Raw genomic sequence first — 17,482 nt, forward strand, 5'->3', positions numbered from 1 at the left:
CCAGACCTGGTTGACCTTCAGCTCAAGGTCTATCACCGTGCGGACTCCTCTGACCTGGGCACTGGTTTCGTGCCTGCCGTGTGAAAGGTGAAGCGTACGGGCCCGCGCGGCGCCGACCACGGTGAGGACCCGCCGGTCCAGTCGCGGCCCTGCGTGAACTGGTGGCCCATCGTAGGGCTTCCATGCACGCCGTGGTGCGGTGTGCCGGCGATTGGTGCCGGGTAGGACGCGCGGCAGGGCGAACTGGATGGCCAGGGGGTGGGGCTGGTGGCTGGGGTTCGGCGGCGCAGGTATGGGACGGTCCGGCAGAGCGGTGGGCGTCTGGCTCCGGAGCACTGTACGGGCCGGCCGGGCGCCGGTTGAGGTGCTGATCTCGAGGGTCGGCTGTGTGTTCTGCGGGTCGGGGAAGATCCGGATCGCGGCGTCGGGCGGGGAGTGTGAGGCCTGCTACCAGCGGCGGCGCGCTCGTAGTGCCCGGCGCACACGGCTGCGCCGGAACGCAGCGGGCCAGCCTACGGGGCGGCTGATCGCCGACCGGGACCGGGCGGCGGACCGCATGCGCACCCTGCACCGCGAGTGGGAGGCGAAGGGCCCGGCTCCGCTGCCTGCGGCCATCACGCTGCTGGAGCGGTTGCGGGCGGCTCTGGACTCGGTCGCTGTCCTGGACACCGAGCTGGGCCGCCGCTACCTCGCGGGCACCCGCCCAGGCCCGGACGGCGCGGTACCGCGGGAGGAGGTCGCGTTCCGCCGCAGACTCCTCATGGCCCTGGAGTCAGGCACGCGCACCGTGCACAACGTGCTGGACCAGGCGAGCGAGGTGCACGAGAGCGAGAGCGCCACCATCGTTGCGGACACGCACGCCTTTGCGATCGTGGCCGCCGCCGTCGGCCACCGCCGCACCCTGCCCTCCGCCGACACCGGCTCGCTCTCGGCGCGCCCTGGAACGGCGTCCGCGACCAGATCGCCCCGCTCCTGGCCGACCTCACCCCGGCCAGTGCCGCGGACTTTGATGTCGATGCGGGGCCGGGGCGGAGCTTGTGCCGCAGCACGCCCGGGCCTCGGCAACCAGTTTGGCCGAGGCTCGGCCGTGGTACCCCGTGGTTGTCGTTCGGCGTTGCTGGCGGCTACGCGGGGGTGAATCGGCAGCGGTCGGATTCGAGCTGGAGCGCGACTGGGGGAGTGTGCTTGGTTCCCGTCAGCAGGCTCAGGGTGGCGGCCGGATTCTTGGAGCTGGTCCAGTAGACGCCGGGGCGGTCAAGGAGCAGTACTCGTTGTGCGTGCTCGGCGATTCCGTGCGGCAATGGGGCGTTCCTTACTGGCTCCTGTTCGTAGTCGGTGAGCACCTGTGCGGTGACGAGAACGGCCAGCTGGTACTCGCGGGCAAGGGCACGTAGCTGGCGCATGGTCGTGGCGATGTCGAGTCCGTCATCGGTGATGTCGCTGAAGTGCTGCACGGTGTCGACGATCCAGAGGTCAAGGGGGCGTTGGTGCCGTTTCACTGCGGACAGGGCGCCGCTCTCAAGGCTGTCGCGGGGGCTGCTCCCGACGATGGCGCCGTGAAGGTAGAGGGGCAGGGCCTCCATCTCGGGCAGTGCGGTGGCTTTGAAGGCCGGCCACCCGCCCGGCGGTTCCTGCCTGCGAGGGTCGAAGCCGTACTGGGCGGTGATGACCTTCTGCCGCAGAGCCGCGGTACGGATCTCGCCCGAGGTGAACAGGGCTGCGCGGCCCTGCTCGGCGGCGTGGAGAGCCATGTTGAGGGCGAGCGTCGACCTGCCAGCCGTCGGCAGGGATACCAAGGCGGTGACGGTTCCGGGGGCAAGACCGGCCAGCGCGGTCGCCCCAGGCCACGGCAACGGGCACACTCCCTTCGACCGGACCCCGGTTGCGGTCGGCCCCTTGCCTGCGGTTTCGGAAAGGAACGCAACCGCCGCGGCACGCCCCGCCGCATCGAGCCGACCCGGCAGCCGGCCCGCGGCGGCGGCCTCCCGCACGCGGCGCAGCGCCTCCTGATAGCCGCATCCGCAGGCACGGTGCAGCGCCTTGGCGATTGTCTGCTGGTGAGTGGTGTTCGCCCTGCTGTTCGGCTTCGTCATTGACAGACTCCAGTGCACCCCGACCGCCGTCCCACCCCAGCGCGCCAGGTGCACCCAGTCTTCGACGACATGCTGCAGCACCGGGTCAATCCGCCTCCGAGCGGCCGCTCGGTTCGCTCTCAGCCGGAGGTGGGTCCAGGCCGCAGCACGCACACGACGAGTACGTGAACCTTAAGAATAGCCAGGCAGCCCCGAACGCGGGCGCCTCCCGCAAAAATGTCGGGGCCCGCACGACAACTGGCCCAAGGCGCAACCGCATCCACACCAGAGCGCTTCAACTGCGTGCCAATGGCGCGCTCGCTTCCTACCGGCTCTGTCCTCCGGTCCTTCACCCCAAGTCGGCACGGCATCGCGACGACGGCTGCCAACCCGCCGCGCGCCCTGCTATTGCGATAGGCGTAACTTTTTGCGATGATCGTAATCATGGATTTGGTCAATGACATTGCGGCGATTCGCTTTCCGCTGCCCCCGCCGGGGTCGGTCACCCCGGCCGATCTCTACTTCGAGGCCTGCGAGCAGGCCGAACGTCTCCGTGCCGAGGAGGCGGAGAGCCTGGAGGCGGCGAGCGAGGGCCTGGATGCCGACCCGCTGCTCCTGGCCCTGCAGGACGCCCGGGCGCGCAAGGCCGCTGCGGATGCCGAGATCCGCCGGCTCCTTGCCTATGGCCGGGAGTTCCACGGTGCCCGCCCGTATCGCCTGGAGTCCCTGGCCGAGGCGAGCGGCATGACGATCTCCGGGATCCGCACCGCGTACGGGAACGACGAGATCACCGAGGTGGCCCGGGAGGTCCGCCGGGACCCGAACCGGCGCACCGCCAATTCACCTACCAAGGAGGCCCATGACCAATAGTCAGGACACCTGCCTCTGCCCCACCCCCTGGCCCCGCCTCATCACCGTCATCGAACAGCGCGAATACACCGTCACACCCACCCCCGCGCACAGCCCCGCCTCAGCGCTCTACCTCGCCCACTGCGCCGCGTGCGGGGCTTCCTTCACACGCCCGTGGAAGAGGGTTCCGCCTGCCCACCCGGCCCCGGGGCATCGGGATCCGGTTCTACTGCCGTAGCGGGTACCTATCCCGGGAGAACGCACGCCGCCGGCAACGGCCAACACCCCCAGTGATGATCTGCATGGGTGTGTCGGGGTGGGTTGGGCGTAGAAGTATCAGCGTTCTTGGCGGGGAATGTCATGGTGCGCAGGGCGAGGAAGCGGCACAGGCCGGTGTCCCGGCCGGGCGCTGGATGGGCCGCGGGCTCGGCGCCCTTGGGCTGGTGGCGGGACAGGAGGTCACCGAGGAGTAGCTGCGCCGGCTGTTCGGTGAGGGAGGTCGGCACCCGGACGCCGAGCGGCTCGTGGCCGAGCGGCTCGAGGCGGGGGACTCGCCGAAGGTGGCGCGGCGGGCCGGGGCGCTGGGGCGCTGGGTGATGGTCCTCGGCTTCGACTTCGTCTTCCGGCCGCAGCCGACCATCTACCTCCTGTGGGCGCTGGGGGATGAGGAGACCCGGCTGGCGATCGAGGCCGCGCACGAGCGCGCGATCGAGCAGGTCCTGGAGTGGATCGAGGACCATGTCGCGGTGATCCGCTTCAGCGCGGGCGAGCAGGGCCGGGGAAGGAACGCCGTAGACGGGCGGCTGGAGGCCGCGGCTTGCCGACCGCATCGGGCAACGACTCCAGCAAGCCCAGCGGCGGCACCGTGCATACCCCCGGGCGCGTCCAGGACTTCGAATCCCGCATCGGCGAACAGCAGCGCCAGCAGGAACGCCGCTACTGCACCGTCCTCGGCTACCAGCCGCACCTGACCGCCAGTCATGGCTGCCACCGTCCAGGTACGCCCCTCGAACCGCACCCGGCACCCCAGCTCCATCACCGGCCCGCCAGGGATCCCGCTACCTGTCCTCACTCTGCTGTCTGGCCCACACCGGCATCCGCTGATGCATTGCCGCACCCAGGTCCGCCGCAAGCCGTCCCGCGCACAAGGCATGGAACAGCGCGGGAAGCACGAGCATCGGATCCCTGATCCCGCGTACGCCCTCCCACAGCGGCGCGGGCTCGGCGAACGCCTCCTGCAGCGCGGCAACCAGTAGCTGTCCACCGTGGTAGCGCGGGTGTCGGTACCCGGCGAGCCAGGCCACATCGGGCCGGTAGACCGGGTCCACCGGCCCGAGCACCCAGTGCCGCCAGCCCACTGCCGTACAGATCTCTCCCACCACGGCCGCGAGGGACCGCTGACGCTGCGACAGCTCCGCCCTGGCCGTGCAGTCGGCCAGCACTCCCTGGCCATCAGCCAGCCGGAGCATCAGCTGAGGAGCATGCGCACGCACCTCACCCAGCTCATGCCACCGCAGCTCCAGCGGCCGAGCGGCCAGGCCGTTGACGCGCGGGTCACGGTCGAGCGCCGACGAAGCCGACGAGTACCGTGTCTGGCCCGCGAGCGAGGCGGCAGTGGAGTTGGAGCGCGAGCGGCGGGCGATCTTCGCCAGGTGGAATCAGCGCTATGAGGCCGGGACGGCCAGGCCGGAGAGTCATCCGGGCCACGGCGGGATCGACGCCCGCTACGACGAACTGGATCTGCTACTGACACCGCACCGCCAGGCGTCAGACAGGACGCGGAGGCTTGTCGGCGAGCTGCGATTCGATGACGGCGCTCGCTACCGGGCGGACGGGCTCGACTACTGGTTCCGGTGGCGTCCGGCAGATGAGGCCGTCGTTGACCCTTGCGGGCGAGCAGTTCACGGTCCGCGAGCGTAGGCTGGAGATCACGTTCCGCGAGCATGGCGCCGAGGCTTGCACTCGCGTCCGGGTAGCCGCAGGAGCGGGGTTGGCAGGCGTGATCAACTACCTGTGCATTCCTCTGGTGACGGTGGTGTTCCGCCAGTTGCGGGCTTTCAGAGGCCATGAACCTGACCAGAAAGCGGCATAGGAGGTCGCTATGGGCACCGCAAAGCAGGACGGCGCAACGAACGTCGATGAAGTGCCGGCCATGGATATGAATCTTGAGGTCGTCGTGATGCCGGTGGCTGATGTCGATCGTGCCCTGCGCTTCTACCAGGGCTTGGGGTGGAGGCTCGATGCGGACTACGAGGCGGGCCCGGAATTCCGGATTGTGCAGCTGACGCCTCCGGGGTCGGGATGCTCGGTCCATTTCGGCCGCGGAGTCACCCCTGCGGCAGCAGGCTCCGCCCAGGGCATGTACCTCGTCGTCCAAGACCTTGACCAAACCCGCGCCCGACTGATGAGCCAGGGTGTCGAGGTGAGCGAGATCTTCCACCGCGTCTACGACACCGGCGCCCAAGAACAGGTGGACGGCCCGGACCCCAATGGTCGCAGCTACAACTCGTACGCGACGTTCAGTGACCCGGACGGCAATGGGTGGCTGCTTCAAGAGGTCCGGGTGCGACTGCCTGGACGATGACGGCCGTAGGAACCGAGAAGATCACGCCACGGCGGTCACCTGCGTGAGACCTGTTAAAGACCGAGGCAGGACAATCCCACGCCGCATCCCCCAGCGGCCATGCGGCAGGCGCTTCACACGAGCGCACCGGTATGGACCATAGACGCAGTCACCACCGCTGTCCGATCAGGACGGGCCGGGACGGTTGTTCACCCCGAACCGGGGGCTCTGCGGACGCTCCTACCGCTGGTCTTGCCGTCGTCCACTCACACGTCCTGCGATGCGCAGCGCCCACGGAAATGGGACTCTTGAAGCTCAGCCTCGGGGTACGGGTCACCGACTCGAGATTGATTGCTCAGCAGGAGGACCGCCCATGATCAGAGTTATGCGGCCGCTTCTTCACGGCGCTGTTGCGGGACTCGCCGGTACGACCGCGCTCAATATCGCAGGTTATGCTGACATTGCGCTTCGAGGCCGGCCTATCAGCGATACACCTGAGATCACGGTGCGTAGCCTTGCTGCGAAGCTCCGTATTCGAATCCCCGGGGACGATCAGATCCTGGAGAACCGGATCGCCGGCCTTGGCCCCTTGACCGGATACGCCGTGGGGCTGGGCATGGGGGCGGCGCTGTCATTGGCACAGGCTGCTGGTTGGCTTCCGATGAAGGCTTCCCGCTATGTCGTTGCGTCTCTCTTTGCCCTAACTGCCACAAATGCGCCGATTATTCTTTTGGGAATTACGGATCCACGGACCTGGACAGCCTCGGACTGGGTCTCAGACATCATCCCGCATGTTCTCTTTGCGGTAGTCACAGTCAGCGTCCTTGACAAGCTGGAAGCGGCGGGCCAGAACGCCTGACCGGCCCCTTGAGGTCACGGCATGTGCCCGCACTCACGCGCAGAGGAGCACGCCAAGAGCTGTCCCCGGCTGGCCGACGTCCGCAGTGAGTCAGGGCCGCGGTCTGGGTCGGGCGATGAGCACGGACACGTCGTCGTGGTCGTCCGGATCATGCAGTGTGTGCAGGAGCCGGTCGCAGGTTTCTTCCAGGGAAAGGTCGTGGCCGTCGAGTACGCGGAGGAGGAGGTCGAGGCGTTCGTCGATCGCGTCGTGGCGTGTTTCGACCAAGCCGTCGGTGTAGAGGACCAGTTGATCGCCGGGGCGCAGGGGCACGGTGGTCGTTTCGAAGGGGACGCCGCCGACCCCGAGGGGTGCACCAGATGGTAGGTCGAGCAGTTCGGGGGGCCCGCCTGCCGGTGTCAATGCGGGGGGGTGCCCCTATGGGTTTGGTCAACCCGTGGGGGCCCACCGCGCCGCTGATCAACGCGTCCGGAAGGCCAGCAAGCCGATCAACCAGACTCCACGAAATGCCTGGACAGCCCGCTCCACCGGCTGTTACGGATGAAACAGGAAGCCCTCGACCGGGAGATGACGCTCGTGCCCAGAACCACCGACCGCACCACGGAGCCGGCACCCGCGCTGCCCGTCCTCCCCACCGGCACCGACCCCCTGCTGCAACTCCATTACGAGACGCAGCCGGCCGACGGCCCCGGCGCGACACGCTGCGTCAGCCACCCACACGAACTCGCACTCGGCGGCATCCCCGTGATGTGCTCGGCCTGCCGAGCCCGACGCGACTGGCTGCTCATCAACCACGGCCGCAACGTCTGGATCCGCTGCCGGTGCAGCAACCAGTGGCTCGAACCCGAGATCAGCCGCGCCGACTTCGACGCCCTGATCACCAGCCCGTACGGCACGACCTACCCCACCGTCGAGGAGGGTCTCGCTGCGCTCGGCTTCGACGGCGCCTTCGCCGGCACCTACCTGGGGTAGGCGAGCGCGGTACAGAGAGCCGAGGGCTGGCGCCTCCTACGGAAGCTCCGCTGTAGCACCAATGCATCACAGCGATCGTCCAGGCCGTCCCCGTCCTTCACAGCGCGTCAGCGTGAGTTGGAAGAGGCTCACTGGCCCCGACTGGCTCGCGCTGCCGCCTCGGAGGTGGCGCGAGCCAGCCGCAGTCGCGACTACGACAGAAGCCTCGCAGCTCCCGCGATCACGTCCACATGGAACAGAGGCTCGAACGGACTCGGCTTCCAGCCCGTCAGTTCCTGGATGAAGCCGCCCTTGTCGGCCCGGCCGCCATGCCACAACCTGTCCCGCACGGGCACCCGAACCCAGTTAATGCGCTCGCCCGTCTCTGCGTGCATAGGCCACGTGTAGAAGGTCAGGAAGTCCTCGGGAAGCGGGTTGTTCTTCGAGAAGGGTGCGGCTTCGAGCCCCATGCCCGTGGAACCGTCGTCCACCACGGACCAGTAGATCTTGACTGGCCCGTCCTTGGCGTACTGCGAGACCCACATGTCCCAGAGTTCTCGCGCCGACATCTCGTCCGGGAGGTACTGGTCGGTGATGGAGTCGCCGTTCACATCCCAGCTCAAGATGAGGGGGCCGGTGCGTTCAAAATTGGCCTGCTGGCTTCGGTAGGTCCAACGGGTGTCAGCCGGATACGGCTCGTAATTGGTCATAGTGGCCATCCTGGTCTCGTTGATCGCCGGCCGGTGAGTGTGACTCACTCCCTGGAGTGGAAAACAGGCAGTTGACTGGACAAGTGCCGGAAAGGCTCCAGTGCGCCTCCGCCAGCGATCCGACGGCCCAGCGCGGGTACTGACAGAGCGTCGCTGTTCGTCGTCTTGAGAGGGCCCAGCGGTCTGCCGGGTCTGGACGACATCACGGCGGACATCCGCGACGACGGACTACTACGGACAGCATCGCCTGGGCGTCCCCCCACGGCGCAGGACATCGCGAAGCAGATCTGGGGCGCGCTGCACTTCATCCCGGGCATCGATGGCGTCGCCGACCCGGGGCGGACTGCGGGGATCAACGGCCCGCTGGAGCCGGGCGACGCCATGCGGCGGGACATGCGCGATACCCAGCCGCCCTTCTGGATGGACTACCCTCAAGCGGCCCAGCACTGGCGCCAGGACTACGAAGGCAAGGCCGTCCGACTTCGGATCAAGTGCACGCGGAGCAGCTACGAGCCGTGGCACCTGTTCAAGGACGTCGTCATCACCCCAGCCCCCGAGGCTGCCGGGCGGTAAGGCGGCGCCTCCACACGGGACCCCAGGGGTGAAACAATCCTGCGGATGATCGACGCCACCTGATGCGCGAGCCGGGCAGTGCAGCTAGAACAGCGCCGGGTGCTCGTCCTCGGCGCTCTGCTCGGGAAGCTGGAGCTGGTGGATGTCCGCCAGCTCCACGGCTCGGAGCGAGACCCGGCACGACACGAGGACGCCCTTGAAATCGCGGTGCTTCCCGGGGTGGTCGTGCTGGGCGATCTTCCACAGGCCGACGCCGGAGGGGATCGCGGCGACATCCCGGCCGCAGTCGCGGCAGTTGACGCGGGGCATCTTCATGGCGTCCATCGTGCCGGACGGGGGTGACAGCTGGGGCAAGGTGGGGGAGAAGGCGCCTGGTGGTCGTCCGTCACCAGCGCCCGGCAGACGCTGTGAGAGTCAGTGCAGGTGGTGGCAATCGCCAGCGGCGGGAGGTCCGGAGCAGTCGAACGAGGAGGACACCTCGCTCGTGACGTACGCGCGCAGCCTCCGAGGTACGAGGAGGCGAGCACGTACGGCGCTGTGAGCCAGGTCGACGAGCTGCCCTGCCGGCGCTGTCTCCTCCCCGCCAACGGTGGCCGGCTCGCGGTGCTCGGCCTTCGCCTCGATCACCTCAACCAAGGCGTCGCGGTACTGGTCGGTGAGCTCGAGGTCGTCGAGGTGCTCTACCGACATGGAGTCCATCAGGGCGAGGGCGTGCTCGATCTCCTCCTCGGTCAGCTCCGTCTCGTCCGGGCGGAGCTCGTCGGGGGAGCGGACCTCGTCGTCCCAGCGCATCGAGTGCAGGAGGAGCGCGTCGCCGTAGGGGCGGAGCAGGCCGAGGCGCTCGCGGCCACGGAGGGCGAACTTGGGCACGGCGACTTTCTCGGTTCGGCCGAGTGCCTTGTGGAGGAGGGTGTACGGCTTGGCCGCGACGGGGCCGTCCGCGGTCAGGTAGTAGGCGCTCTCGCCGATGCGGCGGGGATCGATGCTGTCCCAGGGTACGAACGCGGCGATCTCGATGACCTTCGCCGTCGGCAGGGGCATGTTGGCCAGGTCGTCGTCGGTGATCGGGATGACGTTGTCCTTGGAGACCTCGTACCCCTTGCCGATCTCGGCCTCGGTGAGCTCCTGGCCGTCGAGCTCGCACACCTTGCGGTAGCGGATCCGGCCGCCGCAGCCGTCCGCGAGGTGGATCTGGCGGAAGCTGATGCTGTGGCTTTCGGTGGCGTTCTCAAGCCGTCAGGGCACTGTGACCAGGCCGAATGAGATGGCTCCCGTCCAGATCGGACGACCGGGCATCGTTCCTCCAGGTGCCCCCCTGGGGTGGCCTCAGGCTATGCATACCCCGGCCGTGATCGCACTCCCCGGCCCCATTCCCCGGGCTTTCCGGGCGCACCGTGCGCCACTGGGAGCAGGGCAAGTGTGCCATTTCGGACGGTGTTCGGCTGGAGATGGAAGACCTGGAACGACGTACCGGCGAATTCGTCGCGGGCGTCGTCGCTCCGCTTCTCGACATCCCCTCGGCCCGGCGTCCTCACACACCGGACCGACGAGGATTACCACGCTGCTCACCCCGACATTCCGTTCCCCGCCTCTTGGCGCCGCGCGGTGATCGCTCGCGTTGCGCAGGAGGTTCCTGGCCTGGCAATCGCGTACGCCGACCTGGGGGAGGCGGCCGGACGCTGATCCACCCTCGGGCCGTACGCCCGGCCCCTTCCCGTGGGGGTCGGGAAGGGACCGGACGTCGCTGTCAGAGGGAGCGCAGCACGGCGACGACCTTGCCGAGAATGATCGCCTCGTCGCCGGAGATCGGCTCGTACGCTGTGTTGTGCGGCATCAGCCAGACTCGCCCGTTCTCGCGGCGAAGCCGCTTCACCGTGGCCTCGCCGTCGAGCATGGCGGCGACGATGTCCCCATGGTCGGCGGAATCGGCCTGCCTCACGGTGACGATGTCGCCGTCGCAGATCGCCGCGCCGATCATGCTGTCGCCGACCACCTGAACCCGACGAGTTCGCCGAATCTTGGAGGCCCCACGCCAGGAACCGGTGGCACACTGCACCCGATCATGCGCAGTTTGGCGTGGGTTCGCACGCTTTGGGTGATGCGCCGTTGCAGCCGTGAGGATCTCCCTTCTCGGCGAAGAGCGCCCTGGTAACGGTCACGTCCTTCGTGACCGTCGTTCTCGCCGTACCGTCCCGGCGGCGGCGGGCGAGGGGATGGTCTGCCAGTCATTAGCTCGCCGGGGTCTCGGGCTCCATCCAGGTCGAGGGCACGAGTCCTGAGTTGTTGCCGTAGCGCCAGCGTTCGACGACGTGCTGGCTGAAGGCTGGGTCGTCAAGGTCAGCGTGTTCCATGACGATGACCTGCATCTTGCCGTCGAGCTGCTGCAGCGTGCGGTGTATGGCCTTGTAGATGTTCAACAAATGTGTACGGTCGTTGGTCTGCAGGACTTCCTCGCCGGTCGGCTCTGCGGGGAAGTACACCTGCGACGGCTGGTCGAGGACCAAGACGTGGGGAACCGGGCTCTGGTGGTTGGTGAACCACTCGTGGAGGCTGAGGAGGGTGGAGACGTGGTAGCCCAGGTGGTTCTCAGCACTTCCCATGTCCTTGAGCTGGACTGGTCCGTCAGCGGTGTCGGCGATCACCGTGAGTCGGTCAAGACCTTCTACTCGCGGAAGCGAGCCGAAGGCAAGTCCCACAAGCAGGCCGTCCTGGCCCTGGCCAGGCGCCGCCTCAACGTGCTCTGGGCCCTCATACGTGACCACCGGACCTTCGAGCTCAGCGCGTCCCATTCCGCTGCCCCAGCGACATGAAGCCATCACGAGGCGTCACCACCGCAGCTTGACAGCATGATTGGGAATCCCTGCTGTTCTTCACCCGCTCAAGCGCCGCCGAGCGGGACTACTCGGGGCGAGCGGGGAGATATCTGGCCGTACGCGGGGAAACCCTTGGCCATAAATTGCGCGGTAAGTGGCCGCCTACGGGGAGCTTACGGAGACCGCCGTCACGGCAGGCCGCCGGCCGAGTTCGAACGAACCATCACCGAAGCACGCAAGAAGAGCGACCAGAGGCGCCAGGCCGCATAGGAGAGGTCTCTACGAAACCAGGGGATTGACAATAGGGGGGATCAGCCGGGCCGTCGTCTCGCCTGTACAATGCTCCCGAACGTGGACTGGCCGCCAGCCAAAGCTGACGGCCAGTCACGAAGGGTCGATGCTAAGTTGTAGTTGCTTGGCATCAAGGCCTTCGAAGTCTCCGGCATTGGAACAGCGCTTTACGCACCCGAGCGGGGATACGCAAAGTTGAGAACCACGACAATTGGGCACTTCCTGAGCATGCGCCAGTAGGCCGTTGGCCGCTACTACGTGGCAATCAAGTGGTAGCGGCCACGATTCCTGGCTTCGCTAGTCAGCCCTACCAGCCGAATCTGAAGGAACTGATCCTGTTGTTCCAGTAATTGCTCTGGAAGTTGGCGTAGGTCTTCGCCCAGACGAAGTCGGCGGCGCCGCCGTAGTTGCAGTGCTCGAAGTAGTGCAGGTACCGGGAGTCATTGTTCTGGATGCTGCCGATGTCATCGTTCATCCCTTCCGCAGGGATGGTCCCGGCCCATGTGTCGCCGACGAGGCACTGGTCGTCCCAGCCGTAGACGATGTCCAAACTGCCGTTGGTGTTGGGCAGGCTGTGCAGGCACGTGTAGTGCGGGGTTGTGCAGGCCTGCGCTTGGGCGGGGGATGCCATGAGGGTGACGCCGACGAGGCTGGTGAGGGCGAGGGCCAGAGCGGTCAGTATGCGGACGAAGACGCCTCGCGAGTTGACCTGTGGGATTTTGTCGAACACGGTGAGGCCTTCCTTGTTCATTGTTGACTGGCTGGGTGCCAGACGGCCGTGGTGTTGGCCGTTGTTCAGGGGGTGACGGCTGCTCGGGCGTGGGCGAGCTGGGTATGAAGGAGTTCCTCCACGGCGTTGAGCGCCGTACGGTTTTCCTCGACGACTGCGTGTTGGTAGGCGGCCTCCACCACCATCCAGATGCCGGCGAGATTCGTCCGGTGCTTGCATCTCACGTCGGCAACGGCAGTCTTGTTTTCCTGGGCGGGGTCTTCCCAAGTCGGAATGTCGTTGGGTTCCCAGGGATCCTTGTAGGTGTGTCCGGCCTCGGCCATGCATCGACTCCAGGCTGCGAACGCCGCCCTCACCCGGGGATCCTCTTCCGCCCAGCGGAAGGTCAGTTTGGAGAGGTTGTAGGGGAGCTGCTGGTCGGCCTCCAGTGCGCCGGAACGCAGCATCCGGGTGGCCTCCCCGACACAACCGCCACGCGGCACAGTGCGGCCTCTGATTTTGGTCGTGGCCGTGCCGACTGCGACAGCTTCCTGCTCGGCGGACGGCGCCGTTCGGCTAGAGGGATGTGGACGGTCCGGCTCGCTGCCCCTGTATCCACCAGCGACGGCCTCCGCAGCGTCGAGCAGCCCGTACCGTCGCTCATTGAGCAACTGTGGAGTTCCGGCGGGCAGCGGACGAGGGGGCACAGTGAAACCGAACGTCTGCATGCATTGGCGGAACAGGGCGTCGAGGCCATGGCTCACCACGCCTGCCTGCTCGCCCGAAAGGAGATACCGGTCGAGAGGGAGTCGGATCTGTGCCGCCGATCTCACCACTGGAATCGCGCCGACAGCGGGCGGGGGCGGGGGAGTAACTCGATGCTCGGGTGCGGATGCTGAAGGCCCAGGAGTACTGGAAGTGTGCGCCGAGCAAGCTGCTGTCATCAACACGACCGCCGCTGTCAGCGTCAGGTGAGTGGACCTCATGCGTTCCTCCTCAGGCCGCTCGTTCCGTGCTCTTGTTCAGGGATACGGGGACCTCGGGAGTCGAGTTCGGCATCGGCCTAAGATTTTTTGAGGTTTTCTTGAGGCTTCGAGGAGCGGCTGGCAGACCCATGAATCGGATCCCGAACCACAGGGTTCCCCTGTGGTTCATCCACTCAGTCGGCGTCTCGCTCCCCTTGCCCATGCCGGATGGCGCGGATGTCAGCCAACTGGGCTGCTCGGTTGACGCACTGGCGCGTGAACCCGGCGCCGGCGGCCTGGGCCGCGTCGTGGGCAGCCGCCACCGCGTCCTCCGGATCGGAGTGGACACCATTGACGGCGCCCGGCAGCCCGGCCGCGGCGGACGCGTTCACGAGGATCGAGCGGGCTCACTCCTGGTCGTGACGTCGGCCGGGCACATCGGCGGGTAGCTGGTCGTCGATGCCCCGGTTACTCATTGCCAGCCGTACGACGCTCGGACGGCACGCGATGGACACCGCCTGCGACAGGCCGTCCGCCGCTGTGGACTCGGCGGTAGTTGAAGTTTCCCCAAGGCCGGGTAGTTAGCGTTTTCGCAGGTCATGCGAGGGATCTGTTGTCCTGGGCGATAGCTGTGTAGCGGCCTGTGCGGACTCTCTTGATCATTCCTTTCTCGGTCCAGCGGGCGAGTTGTCGGTAGGTGGCGACGAGGGTGACGTCGCCGAGCAGCTCGGCGATCTCCCGTGCTCGCCAGAGCCGTTCGGGCTCTGCCTGCAGGATGGCCAGGACGCGGACCATGCGGCTGCTGGTCTTTCTGGGACCGGCGTACTGGGGGACGGTCGTCGCGGGTAGCGCGGGCCGCGGCGTTGGCGGCGGCAGGAGAGTGATCGTCGTCGAGGTCACGGCCCGGCTGTTGTCAGGGCGGCCGTCCAGTTTCCGTTCCGCGTAGCGCGAGATGGGTGACTTCACCTTGCGGGTGCTCACGCGGGACCTGCCGGCAGCGACGAGATAGATCTCGCGCTGGTGGTTCGAGGTCGGTGGGGCCGGGCGGAACTGGATCACCAGCCGGTACGAGACCGAGGGGTCGACGTAGACCTTGTGGAAGCCGGCGAGGCGGCCCTTCAGCGGCAGGCAGTCGTCGCTTCCGCGGACCAGGTTCTGCAGCTCCAGCAGCGCCAGGTCACGGATGTTGTCGGGAAGTTCCCGAAGGTCCGCGATGGCGTCAGGGTGTGCGGCGAAGGCGAAGCGGGCGCGGCTCACATCAGCCTCCCCTGGATCGGACGCTGAACCGGTCGTGCCGGTGGCATACGGGGAGCGTCGAGACCGGTCTTCGGTGCTGGGGCGACGCTGGCCGACCGGGCGAGTGCGATGCGGGCGACGCGGGCTCGGACGACGGCGCCGTTGTCATCGCGGTACTCCGGCGGCTCGGGCAAAGGGCCGCCGCGGTCGTCCAGCCACGAGCGGGCGGCGCCGACGTAGGCGAAGGCGCCCTCGCGCATCGTGTACGTGCCGGCGTCGTGGTCCCACTCTTCGTGGAAGACCCGGATCGGTGCCTCATCGGCGCGGGAGTCGCGCGTCAGCGTCCACGTCTCGCACGGGTCGGAGTCCGAGGTGTTGTTGTCGAGGACCTCGTACCGGGTGCCCGACTCTCGGATCTGCCGTTCGACCCAGAGCGTGAGGTCGTCGGCGGGCTTCACTAGGCCGTCGCGGATCTTGGCGATCTTCTCGGGCGGACAGCCGTGTTCGACCAGCCAGTTCTGGGCGAAAGACACCGTGGCGTGGTGGCTCGTCTCCAGGGCATACGTGAACTGGGTGAGATCCCGGGCGACGGCGATCGCCATCACCTGAGAAGCGCCTGGCGCTCCCCACGTGGCCGACTGGTCGTCAAGCCCTCCGCGTAATCAGGGATTTTGTCCGGCAGGAGCTCCCCAACCCGAAAGTCACGATCGACGACATCGTCAACGTCATCACACCCAACGCCAAGTCAGTCAACCTCTGGTTGCTCACCGAAACACAGAGGCGCGATTTCGCCGCTTTCGTTCACCGGCGGGCAACGGAAGCATGGAAAAGTCAGCAGATCGGAAATCTTGCTCGGGATCATCTGGGATTGGATGATCACTTCACAGGTGACCAGGTTTACAGAGTGGCTATAGGGAGTTGGGTGTTTGCGAGGGCCTGGAAGCCGAGTGCGGAACAGGTGGGACTGCTCAGGGAGCTGAAGCTTGATTATGATCGAGGTGGTCCCACCACACTTCTCGGCGCTGTGCACGCGGGTGCCTCGGAACACATCAATGTCATTCTCGAAATTGAGGAAAAAGGGATCTCGAATTTTGGCGAACAGATTCATTCCCTGAAGGAGTATATGGAACAAAGTGGCTTGGGTGTATCAAAAATCCAGGGGTTCGCCAGCATGCTGGACCTTCGGATCACGCTGCATCGTGAAGGACAGCTCAAGCCCGAGGTGTTTGGCGACGAAGGCGCTGCCGGTGATGTTCACATCCTGGCAACGCCCGGTGATGACGGTGTCAGCGAATGCGTTCGTGATGCTGAAATCACCGAAGAGCCCGCAGCCGTATGGCCCCTCTGCGTTGGTAGTACCGACTGCGGACAGCAGCCCGCGGCAGGCCGTATTCGACGGCCGGCCGAGCCCACCACCGCTCTCTGCTGCCGAGCAGTCCCACTCCACCGACACCAGCCAGGCCAACACGAAGGCACCCAGTATCGCTTCCAATGGCATCGAAGTTGACCCCGTGGTCATCACCTCCGACGACGAAGGCGATGACAGTGCGTCTGCCCCCGTGGTCGTCGCGTCGTCGACCGAGGCTGTCGAGGGCGGGTTGGTGTCCGGTACGGGCGTTGAACCTATGAAGTTGTCCTCCAAGGAGGGCGAGTTCGACAGCGCACTGTTCGGTGGTGGAGAGTTCGGCATCCCTGCGGACTTCGGCGTCATCTTGCCGACGCATGCCGATGCCGACGCGCTGTTCAATAAGCTTGCCGCTGAAGGCATGGATGTCTCCCTCGACGGCACGGGCAACAGCAGCATGCCTGGCACAGGGGATTTGCCGGACTTCAACACCCTGTTCGCTGTGCATGCCGACGAGACCGACGCCCAAACCCTGGCGATGGAAAACCCCACACTCACAAACGTGGGGCCGTTTCCCCCTGGGCCGGCACCTCAGGTCGACGGGGCTGGCCTGGGGGAGGCGCAGACGCCCGGTGATTTCTGGTCGACCGAGACCGTGAATGATGCCGAGAATGACGACAACTCTGATGACTCGATGGGGGTGTTCTTCGAGGAGTGGGCGTTCAGCGGCCCGCCTGGCGGGGGTGGAACCGGGTCGGATCTCAACCTTGGTGAGGGGCAGTTCAACCCCGATGCGGTCACCAACCCGTTGAACCTGCCCGATCCAGAGGTACTCGGCACTCCGGCTGACTTCGAGATGTTCCTGGCGTCAGGCGCCGGCACCGACGAGCTGTTTGCAAGTCTTGCGGCTGAAGGCGTGAACGTCTCTGTGGGCGGCGACGACAGCACGTCCGCCACGGGAGAGTGGCTGGATCTCGACACGGTGTTCCCGGTCGGGCCGCCCTTGTTCGCGGTGCAGGCCGACGAGACCGACACCCGAACCCCGGAGATGGACAACCCGACACACTCAAACAGGGAGTTCCTCCCCCATTCCTCCTTCGAGAACGTCCCCACCGCCCAGCAGATCGCGAACGTCCTCAAGTCACCTTTCCCGCCCAAGGACACCCAGCCGCCGCAAGACCGACACACGCCGGACCACCCCACACCACTACCAGGCTCCAACATCGACGCCACCTTCACCCAATGGCTGCACGACGACTTCGACACAGTCAACAGCCCCGACGGCATACCCAACCTCGACAACCAAGCAGCGCCCCTCAACGAAACCGAACAGCTTTACACAAGCTTCCTGAGCTGTACTGAGATTTGTGGAGTCCCTGATGCCAGGGTTACCGTCCTGGCGAAGGAGAACCACCAGCACCATGGCAGCACCCCGTAAGTACCCCGACGAACTCCGCGAGCGCGCGATCCGCGAGGTCCGCGCCACCGGCCGCCCGATCGCCCACGTGGCGAAGGATCTGGGCATCCACAAGGAGGCCCTGCGAGG

Annotated in this window: 21 protein-coding genes and 4 pseudogenes; 10 read left to right on the forward strand and 15 right to left on the reverse strand. The window is 66.6% G+C overall.

Annotation, left to right across the window (positions count from 1 at the left end; translation table 11 throughout):
* Positions 1-364 precede the first annotated feature (364 nt).
* Positions 365-1,138 (forward strand): hypothetical protein, encoded by a 774-nt coding sequence (locus tag ABT342_RS36550; RefSeq protein ID WP_351583397.1) that lies wholly within the window; start codon positions 365-367, stop codon positions 1,136-1,138.
* Here ABT342_RS36550 and ABT342_RS36555 read toward each other — a convergent pair.
* Positions 1,125-2,174: a DnaB-like helicase C-terminal domain-containing protein gene (locus ABT342_RS36555; RefSeq protein ID WP_351583400.1), complete on the reverse strand. Its 1,050-nt coding sequence runs from the start codon at positions 2,172-2,174 to the stop codon at positions 1,125-1,127. The genes ABT342_RS36550 and ABT342_RS36555 overlap by 14 nt on opposite strands.
* Positions 2,175-2,516: 342 nt before the next feature.
* On the opposite strand from ABT342_RS36555, the gene ABT342_RS36560 reads away from it, so the two are divergent.
* Complete coding sequence (locus ABT342_RS36560) at positions 2,517-2,942, forward strand: hypothetical protein (protein ID WP_351583403.1); 426 nt, start codon at positions 2,517-2,519, stop codon at positions 2,940-2,942.
* A 503-nt stretch (positions 2,943-3,445) separates the two neighbouring features.
* Positions 3,446-3,892 (forward strand): relaxase domain-containing protein, encoded by a 447-nt coding sequence (locus ABT342_RS36565; protein WP_502965676.1) that lies wholly within the window; start codon positions 3,446-3,448, stop codon positions 3,890-3,892.
* Positions 3,893-3,979: 87 nt separating this feature from the next.
* Here the strand turns inward: ABT342_RS36565 and ABT342_RS36570 are convergent, their stop codons facing one another.
* Complete coding sequence (locus ABT342_RS36570) at positions 3,980-4,573, reverse strand: TnsA-like heteromeric transposase endonuclease subunit (RefSeq protein WP_351583451.1); 594 nt, start codon at positions 4,571-4,573, stop codon at positions 3,980-3,982.
* Between the two features lie 449 nt (positions 4,574-5,022).
* Here ABT342_RS36570 and ABT342_RS36575 point away from each other — a divergent pair, with 449 nt between their 5' ends.
* Both ABT342_RS36575 and ABT342_RS36580 read left to right on the forward strand, forming a co-directional pair.
* Positions 5,023-5,505, forward strand: coding sequence for a VOC family protein (locus ABT342_RS36575; RefSeq protein ID WP_351583406.1), 483 nt, complete (start codon positions 5,023-5,025; stop codon positions 5,503-5,505).
* Positions 5,506-5,857: 352 nt separating this feature from the next.
* On the forward strand, positions 5,858-6,343 hold the full coding sequence (locus tag ABT342_RS36580) for a hypothetical protein (protein WP_351583409.1): 486 nt from the start codon (positions 5,858-5,860) through the stop codon (positions 6,341-6,343).
* 90 nt (positions 6,344-6,433) lie between these two features.
* Here ABT342_RS36580 and ABT342_RS36585 read toward each other — a convergent pair.
* Positions 6,434-6,760 (reverse strand): annotated as a pseudogene (locus ABT342_RS36585) (PP2C family protein-serine/threonine phosphatase); the annotation flags it as partial.
* A gap of 150 nt (positions 6,761-6,910) precedes the next feature.
* Between ABT342_RS36585 and ABT342_RS36590 the strand changes: the two are divergent.
* Positions 6,911-7,315: a hypothetical protein gene (locus ABT342_RS36590; protein ID WP_351583454.1), complete on the forward strand. Its 405-nt coding sequence runs from the start codon at positions 6,911-6,913 to the stop codon at positions 7,313-7,315.
* A gap of 191 nt (positions 7,316-7,506) precedes the next feature.
* On the opposite strand, the gene ABT342_RS36595 is transcribed toward ABT342_RS36590, so the two are convergent.
* Positions 7,507-8,004 carry a hypothetical protein gene (locus tag ABT342_RS36595; protein WP_351583412.1) on the reverse strand — a complete coding sequence of 166 codons (498 nt, stop codon included), beginning with the start codon at positions 8,002-8,004 and terminating at the stop codon, positions 7,507-7,509.
* A 165-nt stretch (positions 8,005-8,169) separates the two neighbouring features.
* On the opposite strand from ABT342_RS36595, the gene ABT342_RS36600 reads away from it, so the two are divergent.
* A complete protein-coding gene (locus ABT342_RS36600; RefSeq protein ID WP_351583415.1) occupies positions 8,170-8,577 on the forward strand; it encodes a hypothetical protein in 408 nt (135 codons plus the stop codon).
* 84 nt (positions 8,578-8,661) lie between these two features.
* Here the strand turns inward: ABT342_RS36600 and ABT342_RS36605 are convergent, their stop codons facing one another.
* The 4 genes and pseudogenes from ABT342_RS36605 to ABT342_RS36620 form a co-directional block, all read right to left on the reverse strand.
* Complete coding sequence (locus tag ABT342_RS36605; RefSeq protein ID WP_351583418.1) at positions 8,662-8,892, reverse strand: hypothetical protein; 231 nt, start codon at positions 8,890-8,892, stop codon at positions 8,662-8,664.
* Between the two features lie 99 nt (positions 8,893-8,991).
* Positions 8,992-9,798 (reverse strand): annotated as a pseudogene (gene ku, locus ABT342_RS36610) (non-homologous end joining protein Ku); the annotation flags it as partial.
* A gap of 526 nt (positions 9,799-10,324) precedes the next feature.
* Positions 10,325-10,576 (reverse strand): annotated as a pseudogene (locus tag ABT342_RS36615) (LexA family protein); the annotation flags it as partial.
* Between the two features lie 229 nt (positions 10,577-10,805).
* Positions 10,806-11,177, reverse strand: a complete 372-nt coding sequence (locus ABT342_RS36620) for a DUF3732 domain-containing protein (protein ID WP_351583424.1) — start codon at positions 11,175-11,177, stop codon at positions 10,806-10,808.
* Between the two features lie 54 nt (positions 11,178-11,231).
* On the opposite strand from ABT342_RS36620, the pseudogene ABT342_RS36625 reads away from it, so the two are divergent.
* Positions 11,232-11,387, forward strand: a pseudogene (locus ABT342_RS36625) (IS110 family transposase); the annotation flags it as partial.
* A gap of 601 nt (positions 11,388-11,988) precedes the next feature.
* Here the strand turns inward: ABT342_RS36625 and ABT342_RS36630 are convergent.
* The 7 genes from ABT342_RS36630 to ABT342_RS36660 all read right to left on the reverse strand — a co-directional run bounded on the left by ABT342_RS36630 (position 11,989) and on the right by ABT342_RS36660 (position 16,083).
* Entirely contained in the window at positions 11,989-12,411 is a 423-nt protein-coding gene (locus ABT342_RS36630; protein WP_351583427.1) for a hypothetical protein, read from the reverse strand.
* 65 nt (positions 12,412-12,476) lie between these two features.
* On the reverse strand, positions 12,477-12,857 hold the full coding sequence (locus tag ABT342_RS36635) for a hypothetical protein (RefSeq protein ID WP_351583430.1): 381 nt from the start codon (positions 12,855-12,857) through the stop codon (positions 12,477-12,479).
* Positions 12,858-13,549: 692 nt separating this feature from the next.
* Positions 13,550-13,747 carry a hypothetical protein gene (locus ABT342_RS36640; RefSeq protein WP_351583433.1) on the reverse strand — a complete coding sequence of 66 codons (198 nt, stop codon included), beginning with the start codon at positions 13,745-13,747 and terminating at the stop codon, positions 13,550-13,552.
* 205 nt (positions 13,748-13,952) lie between these two features.
* Entirely contained in the window at positions 13,953-14,612 is a 660-nt protein-coding gene (locus ABT342_RS38365) for a hypothetical protein (protein WP_502965677.1), read from the reverse strand.
* On the reverse strand, positions 14,609-15,193 hold the full coding sequence (locus tag ABT342_RS36650) for a glycosyl hydrolase (protein WP_351583436.1): 585 nt from the start codon (positions 15,191-15,193) through the stop codon (positions 14,609-14,611). Before ABT342_RS36650 ends, ABT342_RS38365 begins: the two co-directional genes overlap by 4 nt.
* 143 nt (positions 15,194-15,336) lie before the next feature.
* On the reverse strand, positions 15,337-15,699 hold the full coding sequence (locus ABT342_RS36655; RefSeq protein ID WP_351583439.1) for a hypothetical protein: 363 nt from the start codon (positions 15,697-15,699) through the stop codon (positions 15,337-15,339).
* Between the two features lie 39 nt (positions 15,700-15,738).
* Entirely contained in the window at positions 15,739-16,083 is a 345-nt protein-coding gene (locus tag ABT342_RS36660; protein WP_351583442.1) for a hypothetical protein, read from the reverse strand.
* 19 nt (positions 16,084-16,102) lie between these two features.
* On the opposite strand from ABT342_RS36660, the gene ABT342_RS36665 reads away from it, so the two are divergent.
* Together ABT342_RS36665 and ABT342_RS36670 are read left to right on the forward strand one after the other, a co-directional pair.
* Positions 16,103-17,374: a hypothetical protein gene (locus ABT342_RS36665; RefSeq protein ID WP_351583445.1), complete on the forward strand. Its 1,272-nt coding sequence runs from the start codon at positions 16,103-16,105 to the stop codon at positions 17,372-17,374.
* Positions 17,358-17,482: transposase (locus tag ABT342_RS36670; RefSeq protein ID WP_351583457.1), on the forward strand; the 125-nt coding region annotated here is incomplete at its 3' end. The genes ABT342_RS36665 and ABT342_RS36670, both read left to right, overlap by 17 nt.

It is taken from the genome of Streptomyces sp. NPDC000410, from assembly GCF_040300305.1.
Taxonomy (GTDB): Bacteria; Actinomycetota; Actinomycetes; order Streptomycetales; family Streptomycetaceae; genus Streptomyces.

What these genes read in the sequence shown, in the direction of transcription:
- ABT342_RS36560 (WP_351583403.1), top strand. Translation starts at nt 2,517, where the DNA reads ATGGATTTGGTCAATGACATTGCGGCGATTCGCTTTCCGCTGCCCCCG.
- ABT342_RS36575 (WP_351583406.1), top strand. Translation starts at nt 5,023, where the DNA reads ATGGGCACCGCAAAGCAGGACGGCGCAACGAACGTCGATGAAGTGCCG.
- ABT342_RS36580 (WP_351583409.1), top strand. Translation starts at nt 5,858, where the DNA reads ATGATCAGAGTTATGCGGCCGCTTCTTCACGGCGCTGTTGCGGGACTC.
- ABT342_RS36590 (WP_351583454.1), top strand. Translation starts at nt 6,911, where the DNA reads ATGACGCTCGTGCCCAGAACCACCGACCGCACCACGGAGCCGGCACCC.
- ABT342_RS36595 (WP_351583412.1), bottom strand. Translation starts at nt 8,004, where the DNA reads ATGACCAATTACGAGCCGTATCCGGCTGACACCCGTTGGACCTACCGA.
- ABT342_RS36605 (WP_351583418.1), bottom strand. Translation starts at nt 8,892, where the DNA reads ATGAAGATGCCCCGCGTCAACTGCCGCGACTGCGGCCGGGATGTCGCC.
- ABT342_RS36620 (WP_351583424.1), bottom strand. Translation starts at nt 11,177, where the DNA reads ATGGGAAGTGCTGAGAACCACCTGGGCTACCACGTCTCCACCCTCCTC.
- ABT342_RS36635 (WP_351583430.1), bottom strand. Translation starts at nt 12,857, where the DNA reads ATGCTGCGTTCCGGCGCACTGGAGGCCGACCAGCAGCTCCCCTACAAC.
- ABT342_RS36650 (WP_351583436.1), bottom strand. Translation starts at nt 15,193, where the DNA reads ATGGCGATCGCCGTCGCCCGGGATCTCACCCAGTTCACGTATGCCCTG.
- ABT342_RS36655 (WP_351583439.1), bottom strand. Translation starts at nt 15,699, where the DNA reads ATGAATCTGTTCGCCAAAATTCGAGATCCCTTTTTCCTCAATTTCGAG.